At 55.1% G+C, this 23,407-nt stretch carries 21 protein-coding genes; 2 read left to right on the top strand and 19 right to left on the bottom strand.

Annotated features, from left to right (window positions below):
- Positions 1 to 98: 98 nt before the first annotated feature.
- From MWU53_RS10285 to MWU53_RS10335, 11 genes are all read right to left on the bottom strand, one after another.
- On the bottom strand, positions 99 to 1,196 hold the full coding sequence (locus MWU53_RS10285; protein ID WP_247092974.1) for a DegT/DnrJ/EryC1/StrS family aminotransferase: 1,098 nt from the start codon (positions 1,194 to 1,196) through the stop codon (positions 99 to 101).
- A complete protein-coding gene (locus MWU53_RS10290; protein WP_247092977.1) occupies positions 1,193 to 1,627 on the bottom strand; it encodes an FdtA/QdtA family cupin domain-containing protein in 435 nt (144 codons plus the stop codon). Before MWU53_RS10290 ends, MWU53_RS10285 begins: the two co-directional genes overlap by 4 nt.
- Entirely contained in the window at positions 1,620 to 2,162 is a 543-nt protein-coding gene (locus MWU53_RS10295) for a GNAT family N-acetyltransferase (RefSeq protein ID WP_247092979.1), read from the bottom strand. The genes MWU53_RS10290 and MWU53_RS10295 overlap by 8 nt, the downstream gene beginning before the upstream one ends.
- Positions 2,163 to 2,173: 11 nt before the next feature.
- Positions 2,174 to 3,439, bottom strand: coding sequence for a Vi polysaccharide biosynthesis UDP-N-acetylglucosamine C-6 dehydrogenase TviB (gene tviB, locus MWU53_RS10300; protein ID WP_247092981.1), 1,266 nt, complete (start codon positions 3,437 to 3,439; stop codon positions 2,174 to 2,176).
- Between the two features lie 27 nt (positions 3,440 to 3,466).
- A complete protein-coding gene (locus MWU53_RS10305) occupies positions 3,467 to 4,507 on the bottom strand; it encodes an acyltransferase (protein ID WP_247092983.1) in 1,041 nt (346 codons plus the stop codon).
- Positions 4,504 to 5,514 (bottom strand): NAD-dependent epimerase/dehydratase family protein, encoded by a 1,011-nt coding sequence (locus MWU53_RS10310; protein ID WP_247092985.1) that lies wholly within the window; start codon positions 5,512 to 5,514, stop codon positions 4,504 to 4,506. Before MWU53_RS10310 ends, MWU53_RS10305 begins: the two co-directional genes overlap by 4 nt.
- Positions 5,515 to 5,528: 14 nt before the next feature.
- A complete protein-coding gene (locus tag MWU53_RS10315; RefSeq protein ID WP_247092987.1) occupies positions 5,529 to 6,833 on the bottom strand; it encodes a UDP-glucose/GDP-mannose dehydrogenase family protein in 1,305 nt (434 codons plus the stop codon).
- A gap of 40 nt (positions 6,834 to 6,873) precedes the next feature.
- Positions 6,874 to 7,242 (bottom strand): MarR family EPS-associated transcriptional regulator, encoded by a 369-nt coding sequence (locus tag MWU53_RS10320; protein WP_247092989.1) that lies wholly within the window; start codon positions 7,240 to 7,242, stop codon positions 6,874 to 6,876.
- Positions 7,243 to 7,635: 393 nt separating this feature from the next.
- Positions 7,636 to 8,715, bottom strand: coding sequence for a plasmid partitioning protein RepB C-terminal domain-containing protein (locus tag MWU53_RS10325; RefSeq protein WP_247092991.1), 1,080 nt, complete (start codon positions 8,713 to 8,715; stop codon positions 7,636 to 7,638).
- Between the two features lie 14 nt (positions 8,716 to 8,729).
- A complete protein-coding gene (locus tag MWU53_RS10330; RefSeq protein WP_247092993.1) occupies positions 8,730 to 9,608 on the bottom strand; it encodes a ParB N-terminal domain-containing protein in 879 nt (292 codons plus the stop codon).
- Positions 9,609 to 9,682: 74 nt separating this feature from the next.
- Positions 9,683 to 11,188: a recombinase family protein gene (locus MWU53_RS10335; RefSeq protein WP_348647038.1), complete on the bottom strand. Its 1,506-nt coding sequence runs from the start codon at positions 11,186 to 11,188 to the stop codon at positions 9,683 to 9,685.
- 261 nt (positions 11,189 to 11,449) lie between these two features.
- Between MWU53_RS10335 and MWU53_RS10340 the strand changes: the two genes are divergently transcribed.
- Positions 11,450 to 11,962: a transcriptional activator RfaH gene (locus MWU53_RS10340; protein WP_247092997.1), complete on the top strand. Its 513-nt coding sequence runs from the start codon at positions 11,450 to 11,452 to the stop codon at positions 11,960 to 11,962.
- A gap of 95 nt (positions 11,963 to 12,057) precedes the next feature.
- The gene (glmS, locus tag MWU53_RS10345; protein WP_247092999.1) at positions 12,058 to 13,875 is read left to right on the top strand and encodes a glutamine--fructose-6-phosphate transaminase (isomerizing); all 1,818 of its coding nucleotides are present in this window, start codon (positions 12,058 to 12,060) and stop codon (positions 13,873 to 13,875) included.
- A gap of 88 nt (positions 13,876 to 13,963) precedes the next feature.
- Here the strand turns inward: glmS and MWU53_RS10350 are convergent, their stop codons facing one another.
- The 8 genes from MWU53_RS10350 to MWU53_RS10385 all read right to left on the bottom strand — a co-directional run bounded on the left by MWU53_RS10350 (position 13,964) and on the right by MWU53_RS10385 (position 23,398).
- Positions 13,964 to 14,746, bottom strand: a complete 783-nt coding sequence (locus tag MWU53_RS10350; protein WP_247093001.1) for a YdcF family protein — start codon at positions 14,744 to 14,746, stop codon at positions 13,964 to 13,966.
- A gap of 11 nt (positions 14,747 to 14,757) precedes the next feature.
- The gene (locus MWU53_RS10355) at positions 14,758 to 15,873 is read right to left on the bottom strand and encodes a glycosyltransferase family 4 protein (protein WP_247093003.1); all 1,116 of its coding nucleotides are present in this window, start codon (positions 15,871 to 15,873) and stop codon (positions 14,758 to 14,760) included.
- 62 nt (positions 15,874 to 15,935) lie between these two features.
- Positions 15,936 to 16,928 (bottom strand): GNAT family N-acetyltransferase, encoded by a 993-nt coding sequence (locus MWU53_RS10360; protein WP_247093006.1) that lies wholly within the window; start codon positions 16,926 to 16,928, stop codon positions 15,936 to 15,938.
- Complete coding sequence (locus MWU53_RS10365) at positions 16,928 to 18,010, bottom strand: polysaccharide deacetylase family protein (RefSeq protein ID WP_247093008.1); 1,083 nt, start codon at positions 18,008 to 18,010, stop codon at positions 16,928 to 16,930. The genes MWU53_RS10360 and MWU53_RS10365 overlap by 1 nt, the downstream gene beginning before the upstream one ends.
- Positions 18,011 to 18,879: 869 nt before the next feature.
- Positions 18,880 to 19,392: a transcriptional activator RfaH gene (locus MWU53_RS10370; RefSeq protein ID WP_247093010.1), complete on the bottom strand. Its 513-nt coding sequence runs from the start codon at positions 19,390 to 19,392 to the stop codon at positions 18,880 to 18,882.
- Positions 19,380 to 20,537 (bottom strand): MraY family glycosyltransferase, encoded by a 1,158-nt coding sequence (locus MWU53_RS10375; RefSeq protein ID WP_247093012.1) that lies wholly within the window; start codon positions 20,535 to 20,537, stop codon positions 19,380 to 19,382. Before MWU53_RS10375 ends, MWU53_RS10370 begins: the two co-directional genes overlap by 13 nt.
- 234 nt (positions 20,538 to 20,771) lie before the next feature.
- Entirely contained in the window at positions 20,772 to 22,949 is a 2,178-nt protein-coding gene (locus MWU53_RS10380; RefSeq protein WP_247093014.1) for a polysaccharide biosynthesis tyrosine autokinase, read from the bottom strand.
- The gene (locus tag MWU53_RS10385; RefSeq protein WP_247093016.1) at positions 22,946 to 23,398 is read right to left on the bottom strand and encodes a low molecular weight phosphotyrosine protein phosphatase; all 453 of its coding nucleotides are present in this window, start codon (positions 23,396 to 23,398) and stop codon (positions 22,946 to 22,948) included. The genes MWU53_RS10380 and MWU53_RS10385 overlap by 4 nt, the downstream gene beginning before the upstream one ends.
- Positions 23,399 to 23,407: the final 9 nt, after the last annotated feature.

Genomic DNA, 23,407 nt, shown 5'->3' on the forward strand with positions numbered 1-23,407 from the left:
CATCGACGAAATCGAAATCATGGTATTGACTGCTTGCGCGTTGCCAATAAACGCCATGGAACGGATCAGGCCGCAAGAATTATCGAACACAGGCTGTGTCAACTTGCAGCACAAACGATATTACAGACGGCTGTCGTCTGCTGAGCAGGCATCTGCGGCCCAATCGGCAGGCTCACTAGCTCATCCGCCATCCGGCGTGCGAGGGGGAAATCATCCTCGGCAATGCCCAGCCCTGCATAGGCTTCCTGCATATGCGGGGGGATCGGATAGTGGATCAGTGTGCCGATGTCAGCCGCTCCAAGGCGCTGTTGCAGCGCATCCCGTTCGGTGCTGCGAACGACGTACAGGTGCCAAACGGGGTCGGCCCAGTCGGGAACATGGGGCAGGATCAGCCCGCTGTCTTCCAGCCCTTTGGTATAGAGGTCCGCGATCGTCCGGCGACGGTCGGTCCAGTCGTCGAGATGCTTCAGCTTCACCCGCAGCACTGCCGCCTGGATCGGATCAAGGCGCGAGTTCACGCCTTGCACCTCGTTCACGTACTTCACACGACTGCCATAGTTACGCAGCACCTGCACCTTGTCAGCCAGATCGGGACGGTTTGTGGTAATGGCACCACCATCGCCCAAGGCGCCGAGGTTTTTGCCGGGGTAAAAGCTCCAGCAGACAATATCGCCATGCGCGCCGATGCGCTTACCTTTGTAACGTGCGCCATGGGCCTGTGCCGCATCCTCGACCACCGCAATGCCGTGCTGCCGCGCGAGGGTCAGGATCGGATCCATATCGGCGGGTTGCCCGTACAGATGCACCGGCAAAAGCACCTTGGTCTGCGGCGTGATCGCCGCAGCGATCCGCGTCGTGTCAATGTTGTGGGTGGCTGGATCGGGTTCGACCGGCACCGGCGTAGCGCCGACTGCAGAAACGGCCAGCCATGTGGCGATATAGGTGTTGGACGGCACAATCACCTCGTCACCCGGACCCACTTCAAGCGCGCGCAGCGCAAGGATCAACGCATCAAGTCCGTTGGCCAGTCCGACAGCATGTTTGGCGTCACAATATTCGGCCCATTCCGCCTCAAATGCATCAACCTCTGGTCCGAGGATGTACCAACCGCTATCCAGCACGCGCGAGACTGCCGTGTCGATTTCAGGCTTCAGTTCGCGGTAGGATGCGCCAAGATCGAGGAAGGGAATTTTCATTTTACGCCCTCGTTTACCACGACCATGAAATCATCATAGTCGCGGAAGTAGTCAGATTCGTCATAGGGGTGCGATGCCAAAACCATGCAAACCGCACCTTGGCTGAAGCTATCCATTTCACGCCAGATCAATCGATTGATGTAAAGACCTTTGCGCGGATCGCGCAGCCAATATTCAGACTTGTTTTTACCATCGTCTATTTTCATTCTGAAGCTGCCGGATAGGGCAAAAACCACCTGTTCCAGATCACGGTGTGCGTGGCCGCCACGTTCCGCGTCGACCGGCACGTTGTAGAGATAATAGACACGTCGGATCGGAAACGGGACGTGGCGCTCACCTTCGATGAAGGTAAGATCGCCTCGTGGGTCGGTCACAACGGGCAGGTCGATGAGCCGCACATGACCGGCTAAAGGTGTGTTTTGTTCAATCATTGTTACTTCCCGATTGCAGAACATCCATGTGCGCCAGCTTGTCTGCTGCAAACTGCGCCCGCGAATAGATGAAGAAAATATCCTGCTGTGTCCGGTGAGCTTCGGTCATACCAAGACGGCGATAAAAGGCTTCTGCATGAGTGTTTTCTACCCGCACATCGACGTTCGCCATATCGAGCCCGAGAGTGTCAAAACCAACGCCAAATGACAAAACAGCGCTCTCTAAAGCGGCCTTCCGCGGCTTGTTATGATCGAGGATCCAGCTTCCCCAAGTGAATTGATCACCGGTTATGTCGTAAAGGCGCACAACGCCGCAGCGCAAACCGTCCTTACGCTCGATCACAAAGTAATATTCTGAACCAGCGGCCTCACGCGTTCTATAAGCTTCGATCCAACTGCGCTGATCTTCCACTGTGCCAGTCACGGTGGACAGGTGGCCATTGTAGGTCGGATCCGTCCGCAACCCATGAATATACGGGGCATCCTCTGGCTGGACGAGCCGCAGAGAAAGCTGAACTCCGTCGATCTTAGACAAAGCGGGGTGTCTCATAGCCTCAGATCGCTTTCTTGCGTATCAAGAACATTCTTCAGGTCATAAAGGACATGGTCAGCCTTGCCAAAACCGCGCATCACGTCCGCCCCCATCGCCTTGAACTGGTCATGCGCGACGGCCAGAACGATCCCGTCATAGCCGCCATCTTGCGGGGTCTGCACAAGGTCCAGCCCGTATTCATGGCGCGCCTCATCCACGTTCGTCCACGGATCGTGCACATCAACCTGAATGCCGTAATCCTGCAACTCGCGCACGACGTCGACAACACGAGTATTACGTAGGTCTGGGCAGTTTTCTTTGAATGTCAAACCCAGAACCAACACCCGCGCACCATCGACTTGGATCCGCCGTTTGAGCATGGCCTTGACTAGTTGCCCTGCAACATAGGCGCCCATTCCGTCATTTATGCGCCGCCCCGCCAAGATCACTTGCGGGTGATATCCCATCGCCTCGGCCTTGTGGGTCAGATAATATGGATCGACCCCTATACAGTGTCCGCCGACCAGGCCGGGCCGGAAGGGCAGGAAGTTCCATTTGGTCCCGGCCGCTTTCAGCACGGCTTCGGTGTCGATCCCCATCTTGTTGAAGATGATTGCCAACTCGTTGATCAGCGCGATGTTGAGGTCGCGCTGCGTGTTTTCGATAACCTTTGCTGCCTCGGCCACACGGATGCTTTCGGCCATGTAGGTTCCAGCGGTGATGATGCTGGCATAAAGCTTGTCTACCTCTTCGGCGATCTCTGGCGTCGATCCAGACGTTACCTTGCGAATATCAGGCAGACGATGGGTCTTGTCGCCTGGGTTGATCCGTTCAGGGGAGTACCCAGCGAAAAAGTCTTTGTTGAAGGTCAAACCCGAGACGCGCTCCAGCACCGGAACGCAGTCTTCTTCTGTGGCGCCGGGATAGACGGTGGATTCGTAGATCACGATGTCGCCGCGCTTCAGAACCTTGCCCAGAGTTTCAGAAGCCTTGACCAGTGGGGCAAGATCTGGGCGTTTGTGCGCGTCAATCGGCGTCGGGACCGTGACGATATAGATGTTCGCCTCAGCCAGACCCGCCGGATCGGTCGTGAAAGACAAATGCGCGGCATCACGAAGCTCATCCCCGGAAACTTCCAGTGTGCTGTCGCTACCATTGCGCAGCGCATCAATGCGGCCTTGGTTGATATCAAAGCCGATCACAGGTCGGACCTTGCCAAACTCCACCGCAAGCGGAAGGCCGACGTAGCCAAGGCCAATAACAGCGATTGTCTTATTCATGTTCAATTTAGCAACCCTATAGAATTCCTATGTGCTTGTGGGCACCCTTGCGCGCTGCTTTTGGGACAGAGTGCGCAGTATCGGGCGTTCGTAAATGAGGTGGTAGAAAACACCGGCAGCAAGGCTGATCAGGACGCATGCCGCAAATGTTAGAGACCAAATATCGTAGGCCTGAAAAAAACGTGCGATGATCGATTGTAGCGGGTTGTGGATGAGATAAACCGCATAGCTTGATGCTCCAAGCAATGCCCACGAATTGGATAATCTAAACGAGTATCGCTGTTCAAAGAGAGCTAAGCCAAGCACCATTGGGGCCAAAGCGATACCCAGCACGACACGATGGGGATCGTATAAAAGAGAAAATACCACTACTCCCGAAAGGCCCAGACATAGTGGTACCCACCATCGCGCTGGGGATATTCTACCGAACAGATGCGCAGCTACCATGCCGGCCACAAACTCAAGGATCAGTGGATGAAGCGCTGTCCTCACGAGAGGATTTGAGAGCTGTTCATCCACGTTAAGCACTGCGGCACCGAGCACCAGAGCGACCCATGCACAGACAATGTGCCAAAAGTATCGGGTCACAAAGAAAGAAAGAAAGAACAGATAGAAAACCATTTCGAAAGTCAGCGTCCAAGCGACTGACAGCGCTGGCGGAGAATTCGACGGCATCAATGTAAGCGAAGTAAACCAACCCCATTCTCGATCCCCCTGAGACAGACCAGGGAAAAGCAAATAGGAGGCGATCAAGGCAAATGTGATTGGCAGATAGGGCGTGTAGATCCGTCGGATACGTTTGCTGAGGAAGCGTCGCGCTGCGCCATACTCTCTCGAGTCATTCTGATGGATATGATAAATTATGAAGCCGCTCAGAACAAAAAAGAAGTCGACCCCATATAGTCCAAAGTGGAACATGCTCGCGTGATCTGATGAGGTGAATGCGTCGCTTGAAATGCTCGCATGATGTGCCACCACGGCTAATGCCGCCAAGCCACGGCCAACTTCCAGTGTACCTAGTTTCCGCTTAGCTGAGTAAGCTGCAATTTGGATTTCAGTAGTGGTCATTTTCCAGAATACTCCCGATACCAGTCCACAAATTTCGCGATGCCATCACGAAAATCGGTCTGGGGACGATAGCCGGTCAATGTTTTCAACAGATCTGCATTGGCCCATGTCGCGGGCACATCGCCGGTTTGCATGCCCATGTAATTCCGGTCCGCTTTTTGGCCGAGGCAGTCCTCGATGGCATCGACAAAATCCAGCAAACGTACCTTGTCGGAGTTGCCGATGTTCACCACGCGGTAGGGTGCAACAGGCGACAAACTATCGCCTTCGGGAACCACGCCGTCCTCGGGGCGCACCGGGGCCGCGTCGATCAGCAGGCGGATCGCGCGCACCAGATCATCGACGTAGGTAAAGTCGCGGTACATATCGCCATTGTTATAAATATCAATCGGACGACCATCGAGCATGGCATCAACGAACTTGTACAGGGCCAAGTCTGGCCGCCCCCACGGTCCATAGACGGTAAAAAACCGGAACATCGTGGTCGGCAAATCGTAGAGGTGGGCATAGGCATGCCCCATGCTCTCCGAGGCTTTCTTGGTGGCAGCATAAATCGTCAGCTGTGTGTCAGCTTTTTCGGTCTCGATGAATGGCATTTCTACGTTCGCACCATAGACGGAGGAAGTCGAAGCCATCATCAGGTGCTGGACTTTGAGGCGACGCGCGGCCTCCATCACATTGAACGTACCGATGACATTGCTGTCGAGGTAAGCCCGCGGGTTCTCAAGGCTGTAGCGCACGCCTGCTTGGGCCGCGAGATGGACGATCACGTCCGGCGCGAATTCATCCGCCACACGGTCGAAGGCCGCCTGGTCCTCAAGCATGCCTTCGCTGGCTGCGAAGTTCGGGTTCTGCAGCAGCATTTGATGGCGCCGCTGCTTCAACGCCACATCGTAGTAATCCGTCATCCCGTCAAAGCCGTGGATGATGAACCCTTCGGCAAGCAGCAGTTTCGCAAGATGGAAACCGATAAACCCGGCGGTGCCTGTGATTAGAACGCGTTGCATATTGTTACTTTCTTTCATCGCCCAACACTCGCGTAGGCGCTAAACCCGGCCGCGACTGCGTCCGCTTCTTCGTAAATGTTGCGCAAATCCGCCATTTTTGGTGACGTCATTGCGCCTGCCAAGCGGCTGAGATCCAGCGCCCGGAATTCATTCCATTCGGTTAGAATGATTATCACCTCAGCATCGATAGCGGCCTCGTAGGGATCCTCGTGCCAGGATGCACCTGGTAGCAAAGCTTCACCTTCGCGTTTGCCTTGCGGATCGACAATGCGAACCTTTGCCCCGGCACCAACAAGCGCGGGCACGATTGTGAGAGCTGGCGCATCACGCATGTCGTCTGTGTTTGGCTTGAAGGTCACACCGAGAACAAGGATCTGCTTTCCGTTGACGGTGCCGTCACATAGCTCCATCACCTTATCGAGCATGCGCCGCTTGACTGCATCATTTACCAAGATGACGGTTTCCGTGATGCGCATCGGCATCCCGTGCTCTTGTCCGATGCGCGCAAGTGCAGACGTGTCTTTTGGAAAGCATGATCCTCCGTATCCGGGGCCCGCATGCAGAAACTTGTTTCCGATGCGTCCGTCCATCCCCATGCCTTTGGCAACAGACTTTACGTCAGCGCCCACGCGCTCACAGAGCGCCGCGATCTCGTTGATGAAACTTATCTTTGTCGCCAAGAACGCATTGGCTGCGTATTTAATCAATTCGGAACTTTCCAAATCGGTGTAGATAATCGGAAAATCCCGCAAAAATAGCGGCCGGTAGATCTCTCCCATGACCTGTTTGGCGCGATCGGTTTCGACACCGACAACTACACGGTCAGGTTTCATGAAGTCCTCAATTGCGGCGCCTTCACGCAAGAATTCGGGGTTGGAGGCCACGTCAAAATCGGAGTCTGGGCGCGTTTGCCGGATCACATCGGCCACACGCCGATTGGTGCCGACCGGAACCGTTGATTTGGTCACAACGACCGCATATCCGGTCAGAGCGCGGGCGACATCTTCTGCAGCAGCCATCACATAGGTCAAATCAGCATGGCCGTCCCCACGCCGTGTAGGTGTGCCAACTGCGATGAACACCGCATCGGCACCGTCCACAGCAGCGGCTGTTTCCGTGGAAAACTGTAGGCGTCCCGCAGCAACGTTGCGCGCCATAACAATATCGAGACCAGGCTCGTAGATTGGAACCTCTCCGGAGTTCAGCTTGGCTATTTTTTCAGCTGAGGTGTCCACGCATGTGACCTCATGACCGAAGTCAGAAAAGCACACGCCGGAAACAAGCCCGACGTATCCCGTGCCAATCATTGCAATCTTCATTGATAGAGGGCCTTTGATTCAAATTGGATTTGCATGAAACTTACTTACGTGGACGAGGTGCCATGTCGGCACCCAGTTCCATTTCGCTTTGCAGCGCATCAATTTCTTCTTTGAGCGCCTCGTATTCTTCCATCTTGCGCTTGAGAAACCGCGATGTGAGTGCGGCTTTTTCGGATAGACCTTTTGGCGTCAGGATGTATGCGTAGCGCCTTTTATCTTGGGCAGCCGAGAAGTTCCCCAACTTGACCATTCCTTTGTCGATCAGCGCGTTCAGGCAGTAATGAACCCCGCCAACGCTAATTCCGACCGAAGAGGCAATGTCACGCTGGGACATTTCCGGGTTTTCCTGAAGGAGGCGCAGGACGCGGAAACGCACGTCCTCTTGCGCTTTACTGCGCTGTCCGGCCATTAGGTGGGGTCCTTTTCGCAGGCTGCCGCACAAGAAGTGCCCTTGGCTCTTCTCGGGTTTGCTCTGTTTCGAATGGGTTGCTTTAATTTAAGCATAATCGTTCAGGTTTGAACGATATCACAATGCTGCATCCGCGAAAAGCCCGAATTGCTCAAATGATATGATTTTTATATGACACCCGGACTGCAGAACGGCAGTCGATAGGATGAAGTCGCTTCACAAGTGCGCGGGGCCGATGCGCAAGCCAGAGGCGTCACCGCCGGTGCCGTAGCATCGATCATAAGCCGCTCGTAAATGAGCGGACGCGGGGGCGCAAGAGATGATCTGACGGCACCGCCTGATTATGACAGGCAAGCGCCGGTCTTGTACGCTGATTTCTGGTGTGACCCGCCGTCAACCGTCTTGTGCGTCACTCTGATTGGCCTCCTCTGCTGGGCCCACCGCAGCGTCCGGCAGCAGGTTCTCCGATGTTGATGCTGCTTCTTGTTGCAGGGCCTCTTCCATGCTGAGCGTGTTCACCACCAACTCGAACTGTTCAAGAATCTCCGGGGCGTGGCGATCGATGTAGGATTTCACAGCATCGTTCCCGATCAGCTTCGTCAGATAGCCTTTCGCGACGACAAGGTTCAGCAGCTCCGATCCGTAGTTCTGCTCGGCATCCTTGTACTTGGTCTGGACTTGGCTCATTTCGCGCTCAAGGCGCACGATCTGCTCCAGCGGATCACCCTTGGGTTGATCCGGTTTCGGCGCCGGGGTGTCACTGCGTTGCTCAGACGGGGTGGCTTTCAGCAGCGCGTCGGCGTGGGAGGCGGTGATGCTGTTGGCGGCAATCATCAACTCCACGGCCTCGATTTGGCGCGCAGCCTTCATTTTGCGCAGATGACGTGTGACATCAGGTGCGAACTGATGGTCCTGCAGCAACTCGACCGCCTTAGGGCAAATCCCGTGCAAAAGGTTGATCCGACTGTTGATGGTCGACAGGTTTACGTTGAAGGCGCGCGCCAGCCGGTCCTTGGCGACGCCTTTGTCGATGGCGCGGCGCAGCATGTAATGCTCCTGCACCGTTGAAAGCCGGTTTATCCGGTGATTGTAGGTGTAGGTCTCGAAATCCTTGGCGATCAGGCAGGGGGCTGTTTCCTGACCCAACTCCTTGAGCGCCAGCACGCGCAGATTGCCATCCAAAAGCAGAAATCCTGGCGCTTCGGCATCCGGCTTGATCACTGACAGCGGTTCGATCAGCCCGATCTCGCGGATTGAAGACACGATCTGCTTGAACTTGCGGGTGGTCATGACACCATCTGGCACTTTCTTGCTGGGCATCAGCTCTTCGAGCGGGATCTGGTAGGTCTCGAGATCAAAGCCGAGGGTCAGGTTCAATGGCCCCTTGGGATAGGTCAGATCGCTATCCTCCTCGGCACTGGGTGGCGGAAAGGCACCGGGGTAGATCGGCTTGACGGTGTTATGCAGAGTCATGGTTTTGTCCTTTCTCAGACGATTTCAACGCGCTCGGCGAGGTACTTGGGCAAGCTGTCCAACCCTTCCGCGCGCAACAGGGTGACGAAGTTCTCATCGGTGAAGAGGGATTTCAGGCCCTGGACCACCAGCAGAAGTTGTTGCTGCGCATGTTCTGCTTTCAGCACCATCTTGTGCTGGCGGGCGACCTCCTTCTGATAGGTCTTGACCAGTGAATGGGCGGAATTGGGCAGCTTAGGGCGCGCGGCCGATTTCGGGCCTTTCTCGCGGCGTTTCTCGATCAGCCGCTTGGCATCGGTGATCTGGTGGCCCTTGAGCTGGCCTGTCTTGTAAGCCTCCTCCAGCATGTCGCCCAGATCGTCGTCATCATTTTTGGCGCGGGCGATCTCGAGGGCGGTGGTCAGAGGGATCGTGCCATGTTGAACGGCTTCGATCAGCCGCTCCTCGCCCTTTTCCAGCAAGAAGACGATGTCGCGCACGTATTTCTGCGACAGGCCGGTGTTCTGGATGATGTCATCGATGGTGTATTCCCGCGCCAGCAGCAATTCTATGTCGGCGAGGATCTCCAGCGGGCGGTGGCCGCGCCGGGCAATGTTTTCCGCAAGGCTCATGATGAAGGCGTCTTCATCGCTGACATTCACGACCAGTGCCGGGATGTGCGTCTCACCCAAGAGGCGGAAGGCATTCAATCGTCCTTCCCCGCAAACCAGCAGGAAGGCGGGTTTGCCGTCCGCGCCGTCGCGCTCTGTCACCGTGATCGGCTTTTTGAGGCCGATGGTGCGGATGTTTTCCACGATCTCCTCGAACACTTTCATGTTGCGATCGCGCGAGTTCAGCACCTCGACACGCTCGATCGGCACCATGGTCACGCTGTCGGGTGTATCAGTCATCATGGGCGAGCCTCCTGTCTGCATGCGTATCGTTCATGGTTTGTACTCCTTGCTGGGGTTGGGATGGGGGTGATGGATCATTTTGGCTTTCTCCAGATGCCGACCCGCTCGGCCATTCCGTAGAAAAAGTCGAGATCGTCGAAGCGGAAGGCCTCAAAAGCGATGCTGTTGCGGTTGCACATGCGGATTTCCTGACTGGGCAGGTCGAGCCAGGGCAGCAGAAAGTAATCGAGCTCGGCCTCATTTGCATGATCAAGCCGGATCGCCAGCGTGACATCAGCCTTGTAACGAGAGGGGTCAAAGCGGATGCGCCAGCGATGCCGACCGTCATTCATTGGCTGACAACGAGCCAGCACCAGACTGACGCGCAACTCGTCATTGATGTTAAGCAGATCGGTCTTGGGGTGGCGTGCTACCTGCCCACCAACAGCGGCGATGGCGGCTTCTGTGCGGGCAATGATCTCCGGGTGCATCTTACGCAGCCGCTTGTTCAGCGTGATCCGCTCCTGATCACGGTCCGAGCGATAACCAATCATCTCATAGGCGCGTGTCAGGGATCCGAAACGCGTGCGGTAGGTGGAGGCCCCCGGCATGTCGGCCGCCTGATCGATCAACACGCCCGACAGCTCGCCCGCATCGGCATAGAGACGCTGGAGGTGCTGAAGCAGCTCTTCATCCGACAGCCGCACCGAGCGTGCTGTGATGATTTCCTGTGCGGTCAGGAAAAACTCCAGCGGCACAATGCCGTCAAACGCGCCTTCCTTGCGCACCCACATATCGGGCGGGTTATCGACATGCAGCTTCTTCAGCTTGAAGGAGCTGCGATTGTAGACGTTGTTGCCGATGTATTTCTCATTGGTCAGAACCGTGCGCACCGTGCCCGATGTCCAGGGTCGTTCGTGGTCGGTGGCAATCCCTGCCTCGTTGAGCCGGTCAGCAATTTCGCGAAAGCTCAGATCTTCGTCGATCAACCAGCGATACATCTTGTTGACCCACGCCACTTCTTCCTCGGGCCCGGGCATCAGAATGACGCGATCAGTCTGTAGCGACTTGTGCTCGCCGCGCTTCAGCTCAGCCTTGATGGTGCCGCGCTCATCGACCAGCACCCGGCGCAGACCAAAGCCCGCCGCTCCACCTTGGCGGAACCCCAGCTCAATCAGACGGCATTGGCCTGCAAACACCTTGACTGACAGCTCGCGGCTGTATTCGCCCGCCATGGCGCGCTTGACGCCTTTAACGATGGTCGAAACTGGCGAGCCGTCATTCTCAAACTGTTCAGCGCAATAGGCGACGTTTATCCCGGCGCGTTTGCAGATGTATTCGTAATAGGCGCTCTCATCAGCATCCTGAAACCGGCCCCAGCGGCTGACGTCATAGACCAGAATGACGTTGAAATCCGCCACGCCCAACTCGACATCCGAGATCAGTTTCTGCAGGGAGGCGCGGCCGCCGATCGAAAGGCCGCTTTTGCCATCATCCGCATAGGTTTTCACGATCTCGATGCCGCGCTTGTCTGCATATTCGCGGATCTTATCGGCCTGGTTGTGGGTTGAGTATTGCTGATGCTCGGTCGACATGCGCACGTACTGCGCTGCCCGGAACTCTGTTACTTTGCCACTCCCACCGTCCAAGGTATTGTTCTCCCCGCGTTTCAAGTCGGGGTGACGTTTGCGTAGGTTTCGCAGGCTATCAAGCCGTGAGTGTCTTTTATCTCATCTTTTCAATAGGTTTCTGCTATAAGCTGACGAGGCGCATCAAGGTCTTTCGCAGTCGCAGAAAGTTCGGGGTTGAACGCGGGTGAATTTGAAGGCAACGTCCGCTCAGAATTGAGCGAGGGGGCCTGAATGAGCTATCACGACAGCGGAACGACCTGGTTTCTGGCGCAGTTCAAACCCAACAGCCACAGGATCGCTGAACGCAATCTGGTCCGGCAAGGGTTTAGAACATTCCTGCCGCTTCATGAAGAGACCACGCGCGTCCGGGGCAAGTTCACCGTTCAGAAGCGCCCGCTGTTCCCTGGCTATCTTTTTGTGGCCCTCGATATGCTGCAGGGGCGCTGGCGCGCAGTCAATTCCACCTATGGCATCACGCGCATCGTCAGCCTTGGCAAGGAGCCAACGCCTGTCCCGCTTGATCTGGTCAGCCAGTTGATGCTGCGCTGCGATCAGGAGGGCAAGATGCTGCCCCCGAAGCTTCTCAAGCCCGGCGACGAGGTGACGATGACCAAGGGGCCGTTTGCGGATGTGATTGCCACAATCGAGTCCGTGGCACCGGACCGGCGCGTCTGGGTGCTGATGGACATCATGGGTGGACAGACCCGCGTTGCAGTCAGTGCGGAGCATATCCGGGCAGGCTAATAAATCACTCAACTCATTCAGATATGGTTCCCTGCTTTCAAACGCTATAGGCAGACACTGGCGCAGAGACCAGAAAACATTCCTAAGGAGAGCCTATGTGCGGCATCGTCGGCATTCTCGGTAAGCACGAAGTTTCCCCAATCATTCTCGACGCTTTGCAGCGGCTGGAATATCGGGGCTATGACAGCGCAGGTATCGCTACTGTTGATGATGGTCGTGTAGAACGCCGTCGTGCTCTCGGCAAACTAATCAATCTGTCCGATCTGCTCGTTCATGAACCACTGAAAGGTAAAGCTGGTATTGGCCATACAAGATGGGCAACTCATGGTGGCCCATCGGTGGCCAATGCGCATCCACATCATGCTGGCCGTGTTGCCGTCGTTCATAATGGCATCATCGAAAATTTCCGCGCGTTGCGTGATGAATTGAGGGCGGACGGTGCAGAATTCACCTCACAAACCGATACCGAAACGATCGTGCATCTTGCCAGTAGCTTCATGCAACAGGGAATGTCACCGCTTGATGCAGCGCGCGCAACATTGGCGCGGCTCGACGGCGCATTTGCGCTCGCATTTCTTTTCGAGGGAGAAGAGGATCTGATGATCGCTGCGCGGCGTGGTTCACCTTTGGTGATCGGCATCGGTGATGGCGAAATGTATGTTGGCTCGGACGCGATCGCACTGGCGCCGCTGACAGATCAGTTGATTTATCTTGAGGAGGGAGATTGGGCGGCGCTTACGCGCACCCAGGTCATCATTCACGATGCGCATGGAAAGATCGTGACTCGTCCCGTCACGCGTGTCGCTGTTGAGAACACGCGGGTTGATAAATCAGGCCATAGGCACTTCATGGCCAAAGAAATGGCAGAGCAACCTGCAGTCCTTCAAGCATCACTCGGCTTTTATTTGAGCGCAGATTTTAAGAAAATTGAATTACCAGAAGCTGTTGATTTCAAAGACGCAGACCGGGTGATTATGGTGGCCTGTGGAACCGCGCATTATGCCTGCCATGTCGCGAAATATTGGTTCGAAGAGATTGCGGGTGTACCCGTCGAGATCGATCTGGCCTCGGAGTTCCGATACCGCACTCCGGTTCTCACTAAAAAAACGATGGTTGTCTTCGTGAGCCAGTCCGGAGAAACCGCCGATACGCTGGCAGCGCTGCGCTATGTAAAAGATCGCGTTGCAAAGACCATCGCTGTGGTAAATGTTTCGACCTCTTCTATTGCACGCGAAGTAGACGCGCCATTGCCGTTGCACGCGGGCCCAGAAATCGGGGTGGCCTCAACCAAGGCTTTCACGGCGCAACTCCTTGTTCTCGCGCTTCTTGCGTTGAAGGCAGGAATGGATCGCGGGCAACTCGACGCCGTAACTTGTAGCCAGCACATCTCAACACTTCAAAGCGTTCCTGAGTATATGACACAGGCGCTGAATCATGATGAAGACTATCGACGTATCGCGGAAACGCTCGCAAGCCATGATGATGTTCTTTTCTTGGGTCGCGGTCTGATGTATCCGCTTGCACTCGAGGCCGCTCTTAAACTCAAAGAGATCAGCTATATTCATGCCGAGGCCTACGCCGCTGGGGAACTAAAGCATGGCCCGATCGCATTGATCGATAAAGATATGCCAGTTGTGGTGTTTGCTCCGCGTGATAGCCTGTTCGACAAGACGGTATCAAACATGCAGGAAGTTATGGCACGCGGTGCCCAGATCATATTTCTGTCGGACAAGGCAGGTCACGATAAGGCCGGACAATCAGAACACGCCATCACGCTGCCTTCAGTGCCATCTTTCATTTCTCCATTCATATATGCGGTGCCAGCGCAAATGCTGGCGTACCATACCGCTCTTGCGCGTGGGACCGATGTCGACCAGCCTCGAAATCTAGCGAAGTCGGTAACGGTTGAGTAATGTGCACTGTGTTTGAGCACTCAAAAGCTAGATAGGCGCGTTTCTCAGGACGCATGTTCCGCAGGCTATTTCGTCGAATGCCTCTGGGTCAGCGACCAGTAAAACGATAAGCAAGCATGCCAACATGCTCGCGGATTGCGGTGTTCAGGACAGACAGGTTCTGGGTGAGATCCCAGCCGATGCGGTCCCCAAACCCTGACGTTCGATAATCGACCGGCCAGGCCACAAGGCCATCCCAGCCAGCGGCGTCAAAGCTGCGCATAGCGCGCGGCATGTGGAAGGCGCTGGTAACCAGAACCCAGGTTTCATCCGGGGCGGGGTCGGCTAGTGTCAGGCTGAGACGGGCGTTTTCCGCGGTGTTGCGCGATTGGCCCTCGAGCAGCAGGCGTTCAGGCGCAATGCCCTGCGCGAGAAAGAAACGCTCGGCAATGGAGGCCTCTGAAGTGGCTGCGCCCGCCAGATCGCGCAGAGCCCCGCTGCCGCCGGTGAAGAGGAGCTGTGCTTCGGGAAACCGTCGGGCAAGTTCCTTGGCGGCCGTGAAACGCTCTGCGCCCTCTTTCAGTTGCACTTGGCCCCAATAGGCGCTGGCACGGGCGTCCTCGCCACCGCCAAGCACAATGATGCCATCGACAACGTCAAGACTTGGGTTGGCTGGATAGCGCCGCTCAATGGGCTGAAGCAGGAAGTCTCCGAGGGGCAGGACGCTCAACACGACGAGCATGCCTAGGGTGATGCTGCTGATCCAAAGTGCGACACGCCTGCGTTGCAGGATCAACGCAAGTACGATGCATGCCAATGCGATAACGATCCAGGTGTCCGGGCGCAGGAGTGCCCCGATTAGCTTCGACGCAATGAAGAAAACTGTGTCCATTGCTGCTTTCTCTACCGGTTGCCGGTGAGAACCACGAGGGCCTCGCGGTAGGCTGCGACGACCAAGGTCTGATCGTACTCGCGTTCCATCTTGGCGCGCCCGGCTTGTCCCATGGCAGCGCGGTCATCGGGGGAGAGCGCAAGGAACCGCCCCATCGCCGTGGCCAGACTGTCAGAGTTTCGCACCTCACACAGAAAGCCAGAGACGTCCGTGTCGACGACCGCGCGGCATCCCGGCACGTCGGTGGCAATGAGCGATCGTGCCATGGCCGCCGCCTCAATCAGCGTCCGCGGCGCACCTTCCCTGTAGGAGGGGAGGACGACGCAAGACGCAGCGGCAATCGCCGGGCGCACATCACTGGTGGTCCCGAGGTATTCCACCACGCCCTCGGCCACCCAGGCCTCGACCGTCGCATTGTCGATGGCGCTGCGGTTTTCCGAACCTGTTGCCCCCAGCAACTGAAAGCGCGCTTCTGGATGGCGCGCCTTGATCAGCCGTGCCGCCTCTACGAATTCCATCACGCCCTTATCGCGCAGGAGCCGGGCAATCATCAGAAATACGGGCGGGGCGTCGGCGGACGGCATTTCCGCGGCGGTAAAGCGGACCAGATCAATGCCTGATCCGGGCAGTAATAGGGCCTGATCCGCGCGCACAAGCTTGCGGTCAAGAAAGAGATCCCGGTCGTCTTCGTTCTGGAAGAAGACTATCGGCAATTTGCCAAAGGCGCGGCGATAGAGCTGCTCGGCGACGGTCTGCAACAGCCCACCCGACAGGAAGGCGGTGCCCAGCCCTGTCACGTTCGGAACGAAGGGCACACCGGCCGCGCGCGCAGCCCGAGCCCCGAAGATGTTGTTCTTGATCGTAAAGCTCAGGATGGCGTCCGGTTGTTCCTCTTTGAATATCTGCTTCAGCCTGCGCTGCAGTTTCAGGTCCTCAATCGGATTCAGGCCTTTCACGCTCATCTCCAGCGGCAGAAAGCGGCAGCCGATCCGCTCGAGGTCGACCACAGAATCGTCCGGCGGTGCCAGAACCGTAATCCGGTGACCATCAGCAGACAGGGCGTCGACTAACGGTCGCCGAAAATTCCAAATGTTCCAGGCGGCGTTCACCGTCATTAAAATATGCATGGGGCTGCCTTTCCTATGCGCGTAAGGACGCCAGTCGCCGAGATTGAAGACTTACTCAAAGATCACACCGTATCGCTGTCGAGATAGCTGAGATACCATTGGCCCTGCTGGTCGGCAGGCGCGGCCAGGCCAGACTTTGGTCTGCTGCCGAACCAGATGTGGATAGGGCGCAGACGTTCCGGCAGGGGTATGAAACCCGCCTTGCGCAAGGTGCTGTAGTTCGGAGACCATGGAAACGACCAAGCCAGCGCCAGCTCGACACCTCGCGACGCAAGGCGTCCCAATTCGGACATCACCAGTGGTTCGAGAGACGATCCACCCAACGCCTCCATCACATAGGCAATCCGTCCCCCATGCTTTTTCGCCTCCCGTGTGGCAACAATGGACGGCGCAGTTTGATCGGGAGACGCCACGACCCGATATTGCTCGGCTTGTGGGGCATTGAAGAGGCGATGGTTCAGAAATGCTCGGTCACGAACTGTGCCCACACCAACAGTCGGTGCAACGGAGTGCCAAAGGGCATCGCCCCACTCACCAACCTCGGCGATAGAAGACAAGTTCTGGTCACGCGCGCGGGTCAGCGGGAAGTCGAGTGGCAGGCGGAATTTACGGCAGAAAAAACCAGCGCGTAGCGGCTTGATCAAAAAAGGGACCTGCCCGTGGCTGTGCCATCCAAGCTTGCCAAACCAGGCCGGTGCGGCATTGTCATTTGGAAACCCCCAGACGAGGTCACCCCCTGAACTGGTGGCATGCGTGTCATAGGCCCGGGCCAGTTGAGTGAATATCCCTTTGCCGCGCATGCTCTCCGACACGAAGGAATCCACCGCCTGAAATGCGATACCGGTTTCCGACCCAAACTGCATGCGGGATTGAATGTACCCCGAAATCCCGACGATCTGACCATTATGTCGTGCGACGGCAAAAGGAGCTGGGTTATTGCCAAATGCCCACTCAACCGCGAACCGGCCTGCTTTTCCGCGTTCCATGCCTGACGCCAGATATGCGTCCATCAACTCGTCGCTCAGCGGCTCGATGGAGATGATCGGATCGGTCATCAAAACTCTCCCATCGTCAGGGATTTCATGTCGAAGCGGTCGCGCAGCGTTGCAAAATGCCTGATGATTTGACTGAGCCCATCGAGATTTGCCTCGAGGTTTTGTCCGAAATTGTGCGGGTGCCACCAGAGATGATAGCCTTTGCCGTCCCGGGCGGCTGCCGTCATACCACGCTTGATCGTGGCAATGTGCAAAGGATGGAACGCGGCCAAACGGCCTGCGCAAGGTCGCAGGAAACGACTGGCAGGAACATCCGTTGGTTGACCGCTAATAGCCTCGAAGGCTTGTGACCCAAGCACCCCGGAATAGGCATCAAGCAACCTGAGGGCCCGCCGCATCGAGGTCTGCTCGGTGGCCTTCGCCGCTCGGTATGCCCAAGGGCTGGGGTTCCCGCGATAATGGGTGATGCCGTGCTTGGCGCAGACTACAAGATGCTCCACTGCAAACTGGTTGCGCGGGAACACGATCGAGCGCAATTCGATACCGCGTGCGTCAGCGAGCTTCTTTGCGTCTACAATATCAGCCTCAAAGGCAGAAAGTGATTGCCCATCTTCAAGGCAGTAATAGTGGGACAACGTATGCGTCGCGATTTCCTGGCCCGGCGTCTGCTGGATCTCCGAAATCAAAGATGGCGCGAAATAATACGGGTCGGAGCGCTCATCCTTGCCAACTTCGTCTAGGTAGGAAAAGTTTGAAAGACGCGGGTTCGAATAGGTCGGCTGTTCACTAGGAAGAGAGGCCATCAGCTCCTCCTTGGTTTCACAAAACAAAAACCCAACGGTCGCCCATGTCGCACTGATACCATTCTCGGCAAAAAGCTCCAGCATCTTTGGCACGGCAGTCCTCGCTCCAAGAACGTTTTTGCCGTAGCTGTCCCGGTCGGAATGATCGCGAACGCCCCAAAGCAACTCGAAATCCAGAGAAATAACAAACTGCCCATTCATTCGAGTATTATTCCCGTCAGATTTTTGATTATCTCGGCTATTAAAAGGCCGCAACGACGACCTATCATGATTGTGCCACGTTTGTGCACGACTTCCAGCCTGGGTTCCAGTCTTCGAAGTCACCTTCTTAGCGGTCATTGGGATTCTGCGTGGCAGAAGTGAAGACCCACAGCTAGGGGAACGTCGCCCGGCACGCCTGGATCAAATTCTGGTTCTTGGATATTCATTGCGAAGCGAATGGAATCAGTACACGCGAAGCTGTCCGCCACTCCACCAGCCATTTTGGTGACGTAGTGTTGACGTAAACGCAAAAGCTTAATTCCCCAGTGTTTTACTGGGGAATTAAGCTTTTGATATTATTCGGTTTTTTGGTTGCGGGAGTAGGATTTGAACCTACGACCTTCAGGTTATGAGACTGAATTAATTTTGCGTATCTCATTGTTATTATTATATTTAATAAATTTATGTGCCGTATATGTGCCGTGCAATGCAATACGAACTAAGTAACCGCAGAAAGCAATCAGGCGCTCAATTCCGGAAGGCAGCGGGCCACCGCAGAATAGGCACCAAACTGACAACCGCCTCACAAATCTTTGCTTTTGACCTCTGTCTCGCGCTAGCAGGCCAAGAATGCGCCCTTCCAGGCTACTGACCTCCACCGGAGATTCAATTCGGCGGCAGCCTGCTTCGAGCCTAGGTTTGATATTGGATTGCACTGCAGTATCTTTTGTCAAGGGACGGAGAAGCAGACCTCCGTTACGCAATGCCTTCCCTTTCACTTGTTCGCACAGGCCCGGCCGATCTAGTCGATCACAAACTAACTATCGATTGGATCAGCCCGAAAAGAGCGGGTATGCGAGTTTGAAAGCACGGGGCCACAATTGACGCCTTGTCACCCCTCCCCAATGGCCCACCGACTCGAACCGCCGATAACGTGCGTCCCTAAAGGTTTCGGTAACGTGCGTCCCTTAACGTATCAACTAACGTGCGATCTTCAGACCACCCACCTAGGCGCTTCTTAGCTGCATCGCTGATGCAGTCATGCGCAGCGTGCTGCCCATCATATCCATCAAGATCCAAGCTCTTTGATCTGGTTCGATGGTTTCAATCGATGCCACGAAATCAGCAAAGGGACCCGACGTGAACCGCACCTTGCTGCCAGGTGTGAGATCCAGCTCAGGGTAAATGACGTCATCGTCACCGCATCGAGACTTCAACCCAGTGATCAGAGAATTCGGAACCTGCTCAGGTTCCCCACTCCGAAAACTCACCAATCGGTTTACGCCGTAGGTGCTGTTGATGGATCTCCAAGGAGACAAATCCTTCTCGAAACCCACAAAAATATACCCTGGGAAAAGAAGCTGTTTGGCCCCTACAAATCGATCGGACTGGCGCCGGGTAATTCTCTCCATCGGCGCGAAGACATTAAACCCCTGCCGTTGCAGATTGCGCTTGGCAACATTCTGACAATTCGGTTTGATCTGGGCTAGAAACCAGCTTTGAGGAGTCACGTTTGCCATTTAGACGAATCCCCCCCCCGAAGTCGTGGCGCTTTGGTACCCGCTCCACTTTGCCAATTTTCGATTGAAATGACCCGGCGCCTCTTCACGTTCGAGAAGATACTTATTCCGAGAAAGTAGGTGCCCGCAAAGAGAATGAGATAGGCCAGCACAGCAATAAATGCCATGCGGGCATCATTCCATAGTACAACACCGGTCAGTACGGGCGCTGCAGCGAAGGGGAGAATTATAAGCGTTGCGAGCGGGTTGGAGAGCTGGCGCCGCTGTTTTCCCAGCAAGGAAATCTCCAATGCGCGCATGACAAGCTGGTGCATGTGTAACCGGTCTGGCAGCCCTGCAGCCTTCCCCGTTTTACGGCGACGATAGATTGCCAGAAACGTATCCATAATTGGCCAGAACAGGATCAGCACCAGTGACCAAGGGGTTAAATCCTGAGTGGAGTTCGATAGGAGAATAGCAAACCAGCTTAATAGAAACCCGGTGCAATACGCCCCTGCGTCTCCAAGAAACACGCGACCATGCGGGAAGTTCAGAACCAGAAAACCCGCAATAGATGCGGTTAAGGCATATGCGAAATACTGAACATCGTGAACGCCTGCCTGCGTAGCGACGGCAGCTAAACCGAGTCCGGACAGGATGGATATGCTGCCGGCCAATCCGTTCAAGCCATCAATCAGGTTGAACGCGTTTGCAATGGTTGCGCATATCAAAATCGTAGATGTGATAGCGACAGGGGTATAGATAAAGGCCTCATCAACTACCGGCATATCAATGCGATCCAACCAGGCCTGGAGCAAAGCAACAGCAAGACCCGCCGAAATTAAGGCAGCCAACAGCCGCCAACCGGGGGAGACACCAAAGCCAAGATCTTCAAGAAAACCCGCAATGAAAAGAGGAAGCGCCGCAGTACCTAGTAGCAACAAGGTGGCCTTGGCTTCGCCTTGCACCAGAAACACTGTCATCAAAAAACCAACCAAAATAGATAGGCCTGCGATGCGTGGGGTCGGTGTGGTATGGGCGCTTTGAACAGCGCGCTCCAAGCCCTGTCGGACGGCAAGCTGTATGTGAGAGGCGCGGGTGACCCAGATTAGAAAGCTCACAATTACAGAGCTAAAGAACACCAATACCCAATGCGTCAAATCCACGAAATATCTCCCAGCGCAATACTGTAAATTCGTTAATAAAAGATTAAATACTCACACTCTACCTTACGTTTAACTACTGGTCTCAATATGAGATTGCAATAGCAATCCCCTCCTGCCCGGATCGATTAGACACCTGCATCCGATCGGACACATTAATCTAAATTAATGTATTATTACAAAAGTTGAGGAGGCCATCATGTGTCTTGAAAACGAAATTCGGAGACCCTGAAGAGATTAATCTCTCCTATTTTCGTACGCATACCGATAGTTGTAGCTGTAGGAGCTGTGCTGATTCCGTGAAACGTAACCGTTTAAGATTGCACCCGAAATCTTGTGACCCGCCACCTCAACGCTACGTTGAAGTGCCATCACTTCTTCGGCCTGTGTCTCTTCGTGTCTAAGGACAACCAAAGTGGTTCCCACTGCCCCGGAAACAACCAACGGATCTGTTACCGCCAGAACTGGGGGGCAGTCGAACAGGATAAGATCAAACGACTTATCTAATTCCTCAACAAGAGAGGCCAAGGTATTGCGCATAAGAAGCTCAGATGGATTAGGCGGGTATTGGCCGGATGGAATGAACGCCAATCCATCGACGGGTCCATCAACCTGAACATCCTTGACCGAAACCTCACCAGCCAACAGCTCGGCGAAACCTGGCGTGTTTTTGTCGACAGAGAAATACTTGCGTAGCGTTCCCCGACGCATATCAGCATCAATTAGGCATACTTTCTGTCCAGCCTGGGCCGCTACAATGGCCAAATTCACACTGCTGAAAGACTTGCCTGCCTCCGGTGCAGCACTAGTTATAGCTATCGCTTTAGAGGGGGCGTCCAGCATGCCGAAATGCAAGCTTGTTCTCAGGCTGCGAAAGCCCTCCACAGCCAGATCCGTCGGGTTAGTCAACGCTAGAATTGGCCAGCTATTTTTGCGCTTTCCTCGGTTTTCCTCGTCCGTGTGATTGATGGTTGCGAAGACAGGGATACCCAGCTGCTCGATTTCGTCTGAGCCACGAATGCCGCGCTTTGTCATTTCCCGAAGCAACACGACGGCGATGCCGACGATCAGCCCCAACATAAGGCCAAGCGCCACAATCAGGGATTTACGTGGGGCAATTGGATTTAGAGCAGATTGAGCGTTATCGATAATACGAACGTTGCCAATGTTACTTGCCTTCAAGACACTGAGCTCCTGCGCACGGCTTAGCAGTTGAATGTAGGCTTCCTGCGCCATTTCCAGTTCGCGCGTCAAGTTGATGACTTCGCGTTGCGTGCGTGGCAGTCCGCCAATCTCACCTCGGAGAGTTTGCAGGCGTTCTTCCAAGATTTGGCGATTGTCGAGAAGTTGGCGATACGCTGGGTGATTGGGAGTATATCGATCAGAGATCTCCTCTTCCCGGATTGCCAAGTCGGTCAATTGACTTTCAAGCTGGCTGATCTGGGACAGAAGGCCTTGAGTTTCAAAGCTCATATCAACGGATTTCTGCTCTTCGCGATATGTGTTCAAAGCAGTCTCCGCCGCTTTCACCTGTGCCTCTGCACTTGGAATTTGCCCTTCTACAAATTCCAAGCTGCTTTCTGCCTCAGCGGCACTTCGTGAGATATTCTGGCGAAGATAGGCGCGCGTAACGGCATCCAGAACTTTTTGGGCGTCCTGCCGATTATTGGCTTCAAGGCGCACTTCGAGGATGCCCGATTGGCGCCCACGTTCAGAAACGGAGAGCGAGCCTCGCAACCTTGAGATTGCGGCTGCCTCACTCAAATGAGTGACAATGAACTCGCGTCCAATTGCACCAGTCAGTTCTCCAACGCGAATGGCAAAACCAATATCCGGCAGGCTTTGTGTTTGGCCGACGACACCTGTCTCAATCACTCCATTCGGCAATTCGATGCTGAAACTGTCTTCTCCGAGTTTCTCTACGACAATCGGCTGACCCAGCCAGTGTGGTGAAACCTCCAAAAGATCGAGCCTGATTTGTTCATTGCTGCGTGCAAAGGGCTTCAGGGCATCTATTCCAGGCAGTGGAATGTTGTACTTGGTTAGCGCGTAGCCAATCAAAGGAGCCATGCGGGGCTCAGCCACCCAGTCAAGATGAAGTTCGGCCACCGCGCGACCCAGCACAAGCCGCGATCGCATGATTTCCATTTCGGTCACACTACGCGGCGTATCCGCCACTAGATCGCTCAGTCCTGTCGGCAACGACATCTGACCGGCACGATCTTCCAGCTGCATAAGCGCATCGGCACGATAGGTTGGGGGAATAGTGATCGCCGCAAAAACACTGATGGTCACCGCAATAGTGGCGAATAGAGCAATCAACCATTTTCCTGACCAGATGGTTCTGACAAGTTGCAGGAGATCAATCTCATCGTCGTCAATAGGCTGCACTTTTGCGATAGACTCTTGCATCATTCACCTTTGCCTTTTCCACCCGACAGCTTTTCAATCCAGCTTTTCGATGCCTGATCAATCAGCTCAAATACATGTTCGTGGAACTCTCGTGACCTTTGGTAGGGGTCAGGAATGCCTTTTCTCTCACCCCATTGATCGAGCAGCATGACCCGTCCAGACAGATGGGGGAATTTGGTTGTAACTTCACGTTTATGTCCCGGCTCCAAAACCAAAACCAAATCACTTTGCTCAATCAACTCTTGTGATAGTTGTCGTGCTGAATGCCCTGCAAGACACACACCGTGATCATGTGCAACCGAAGCCGTTGTTTCATCGGCAGGTTTCCCAACCAGTGCTCCAATTCCGGCTGAGCTTACATTTAAGTCTGGTAACCCCTTGCGAAGGAGGCGCTCCGCCAAAGGGGAGCGACAAACATTTCCCACACAGAGGACGAGGATCCTGTCAAACACGTCTTATTC

The organism is Aliiroseovarius sp. S1123 (assembly GCF_023015885.1).
In the GTDB taxonomy this organism is placed as follows: domain Bacteria; phylum Pseudomonadota; class Alphaproteobacteria; order Rhodobacterales; family Rhodobacteraceae; genus Aliiroseovarius.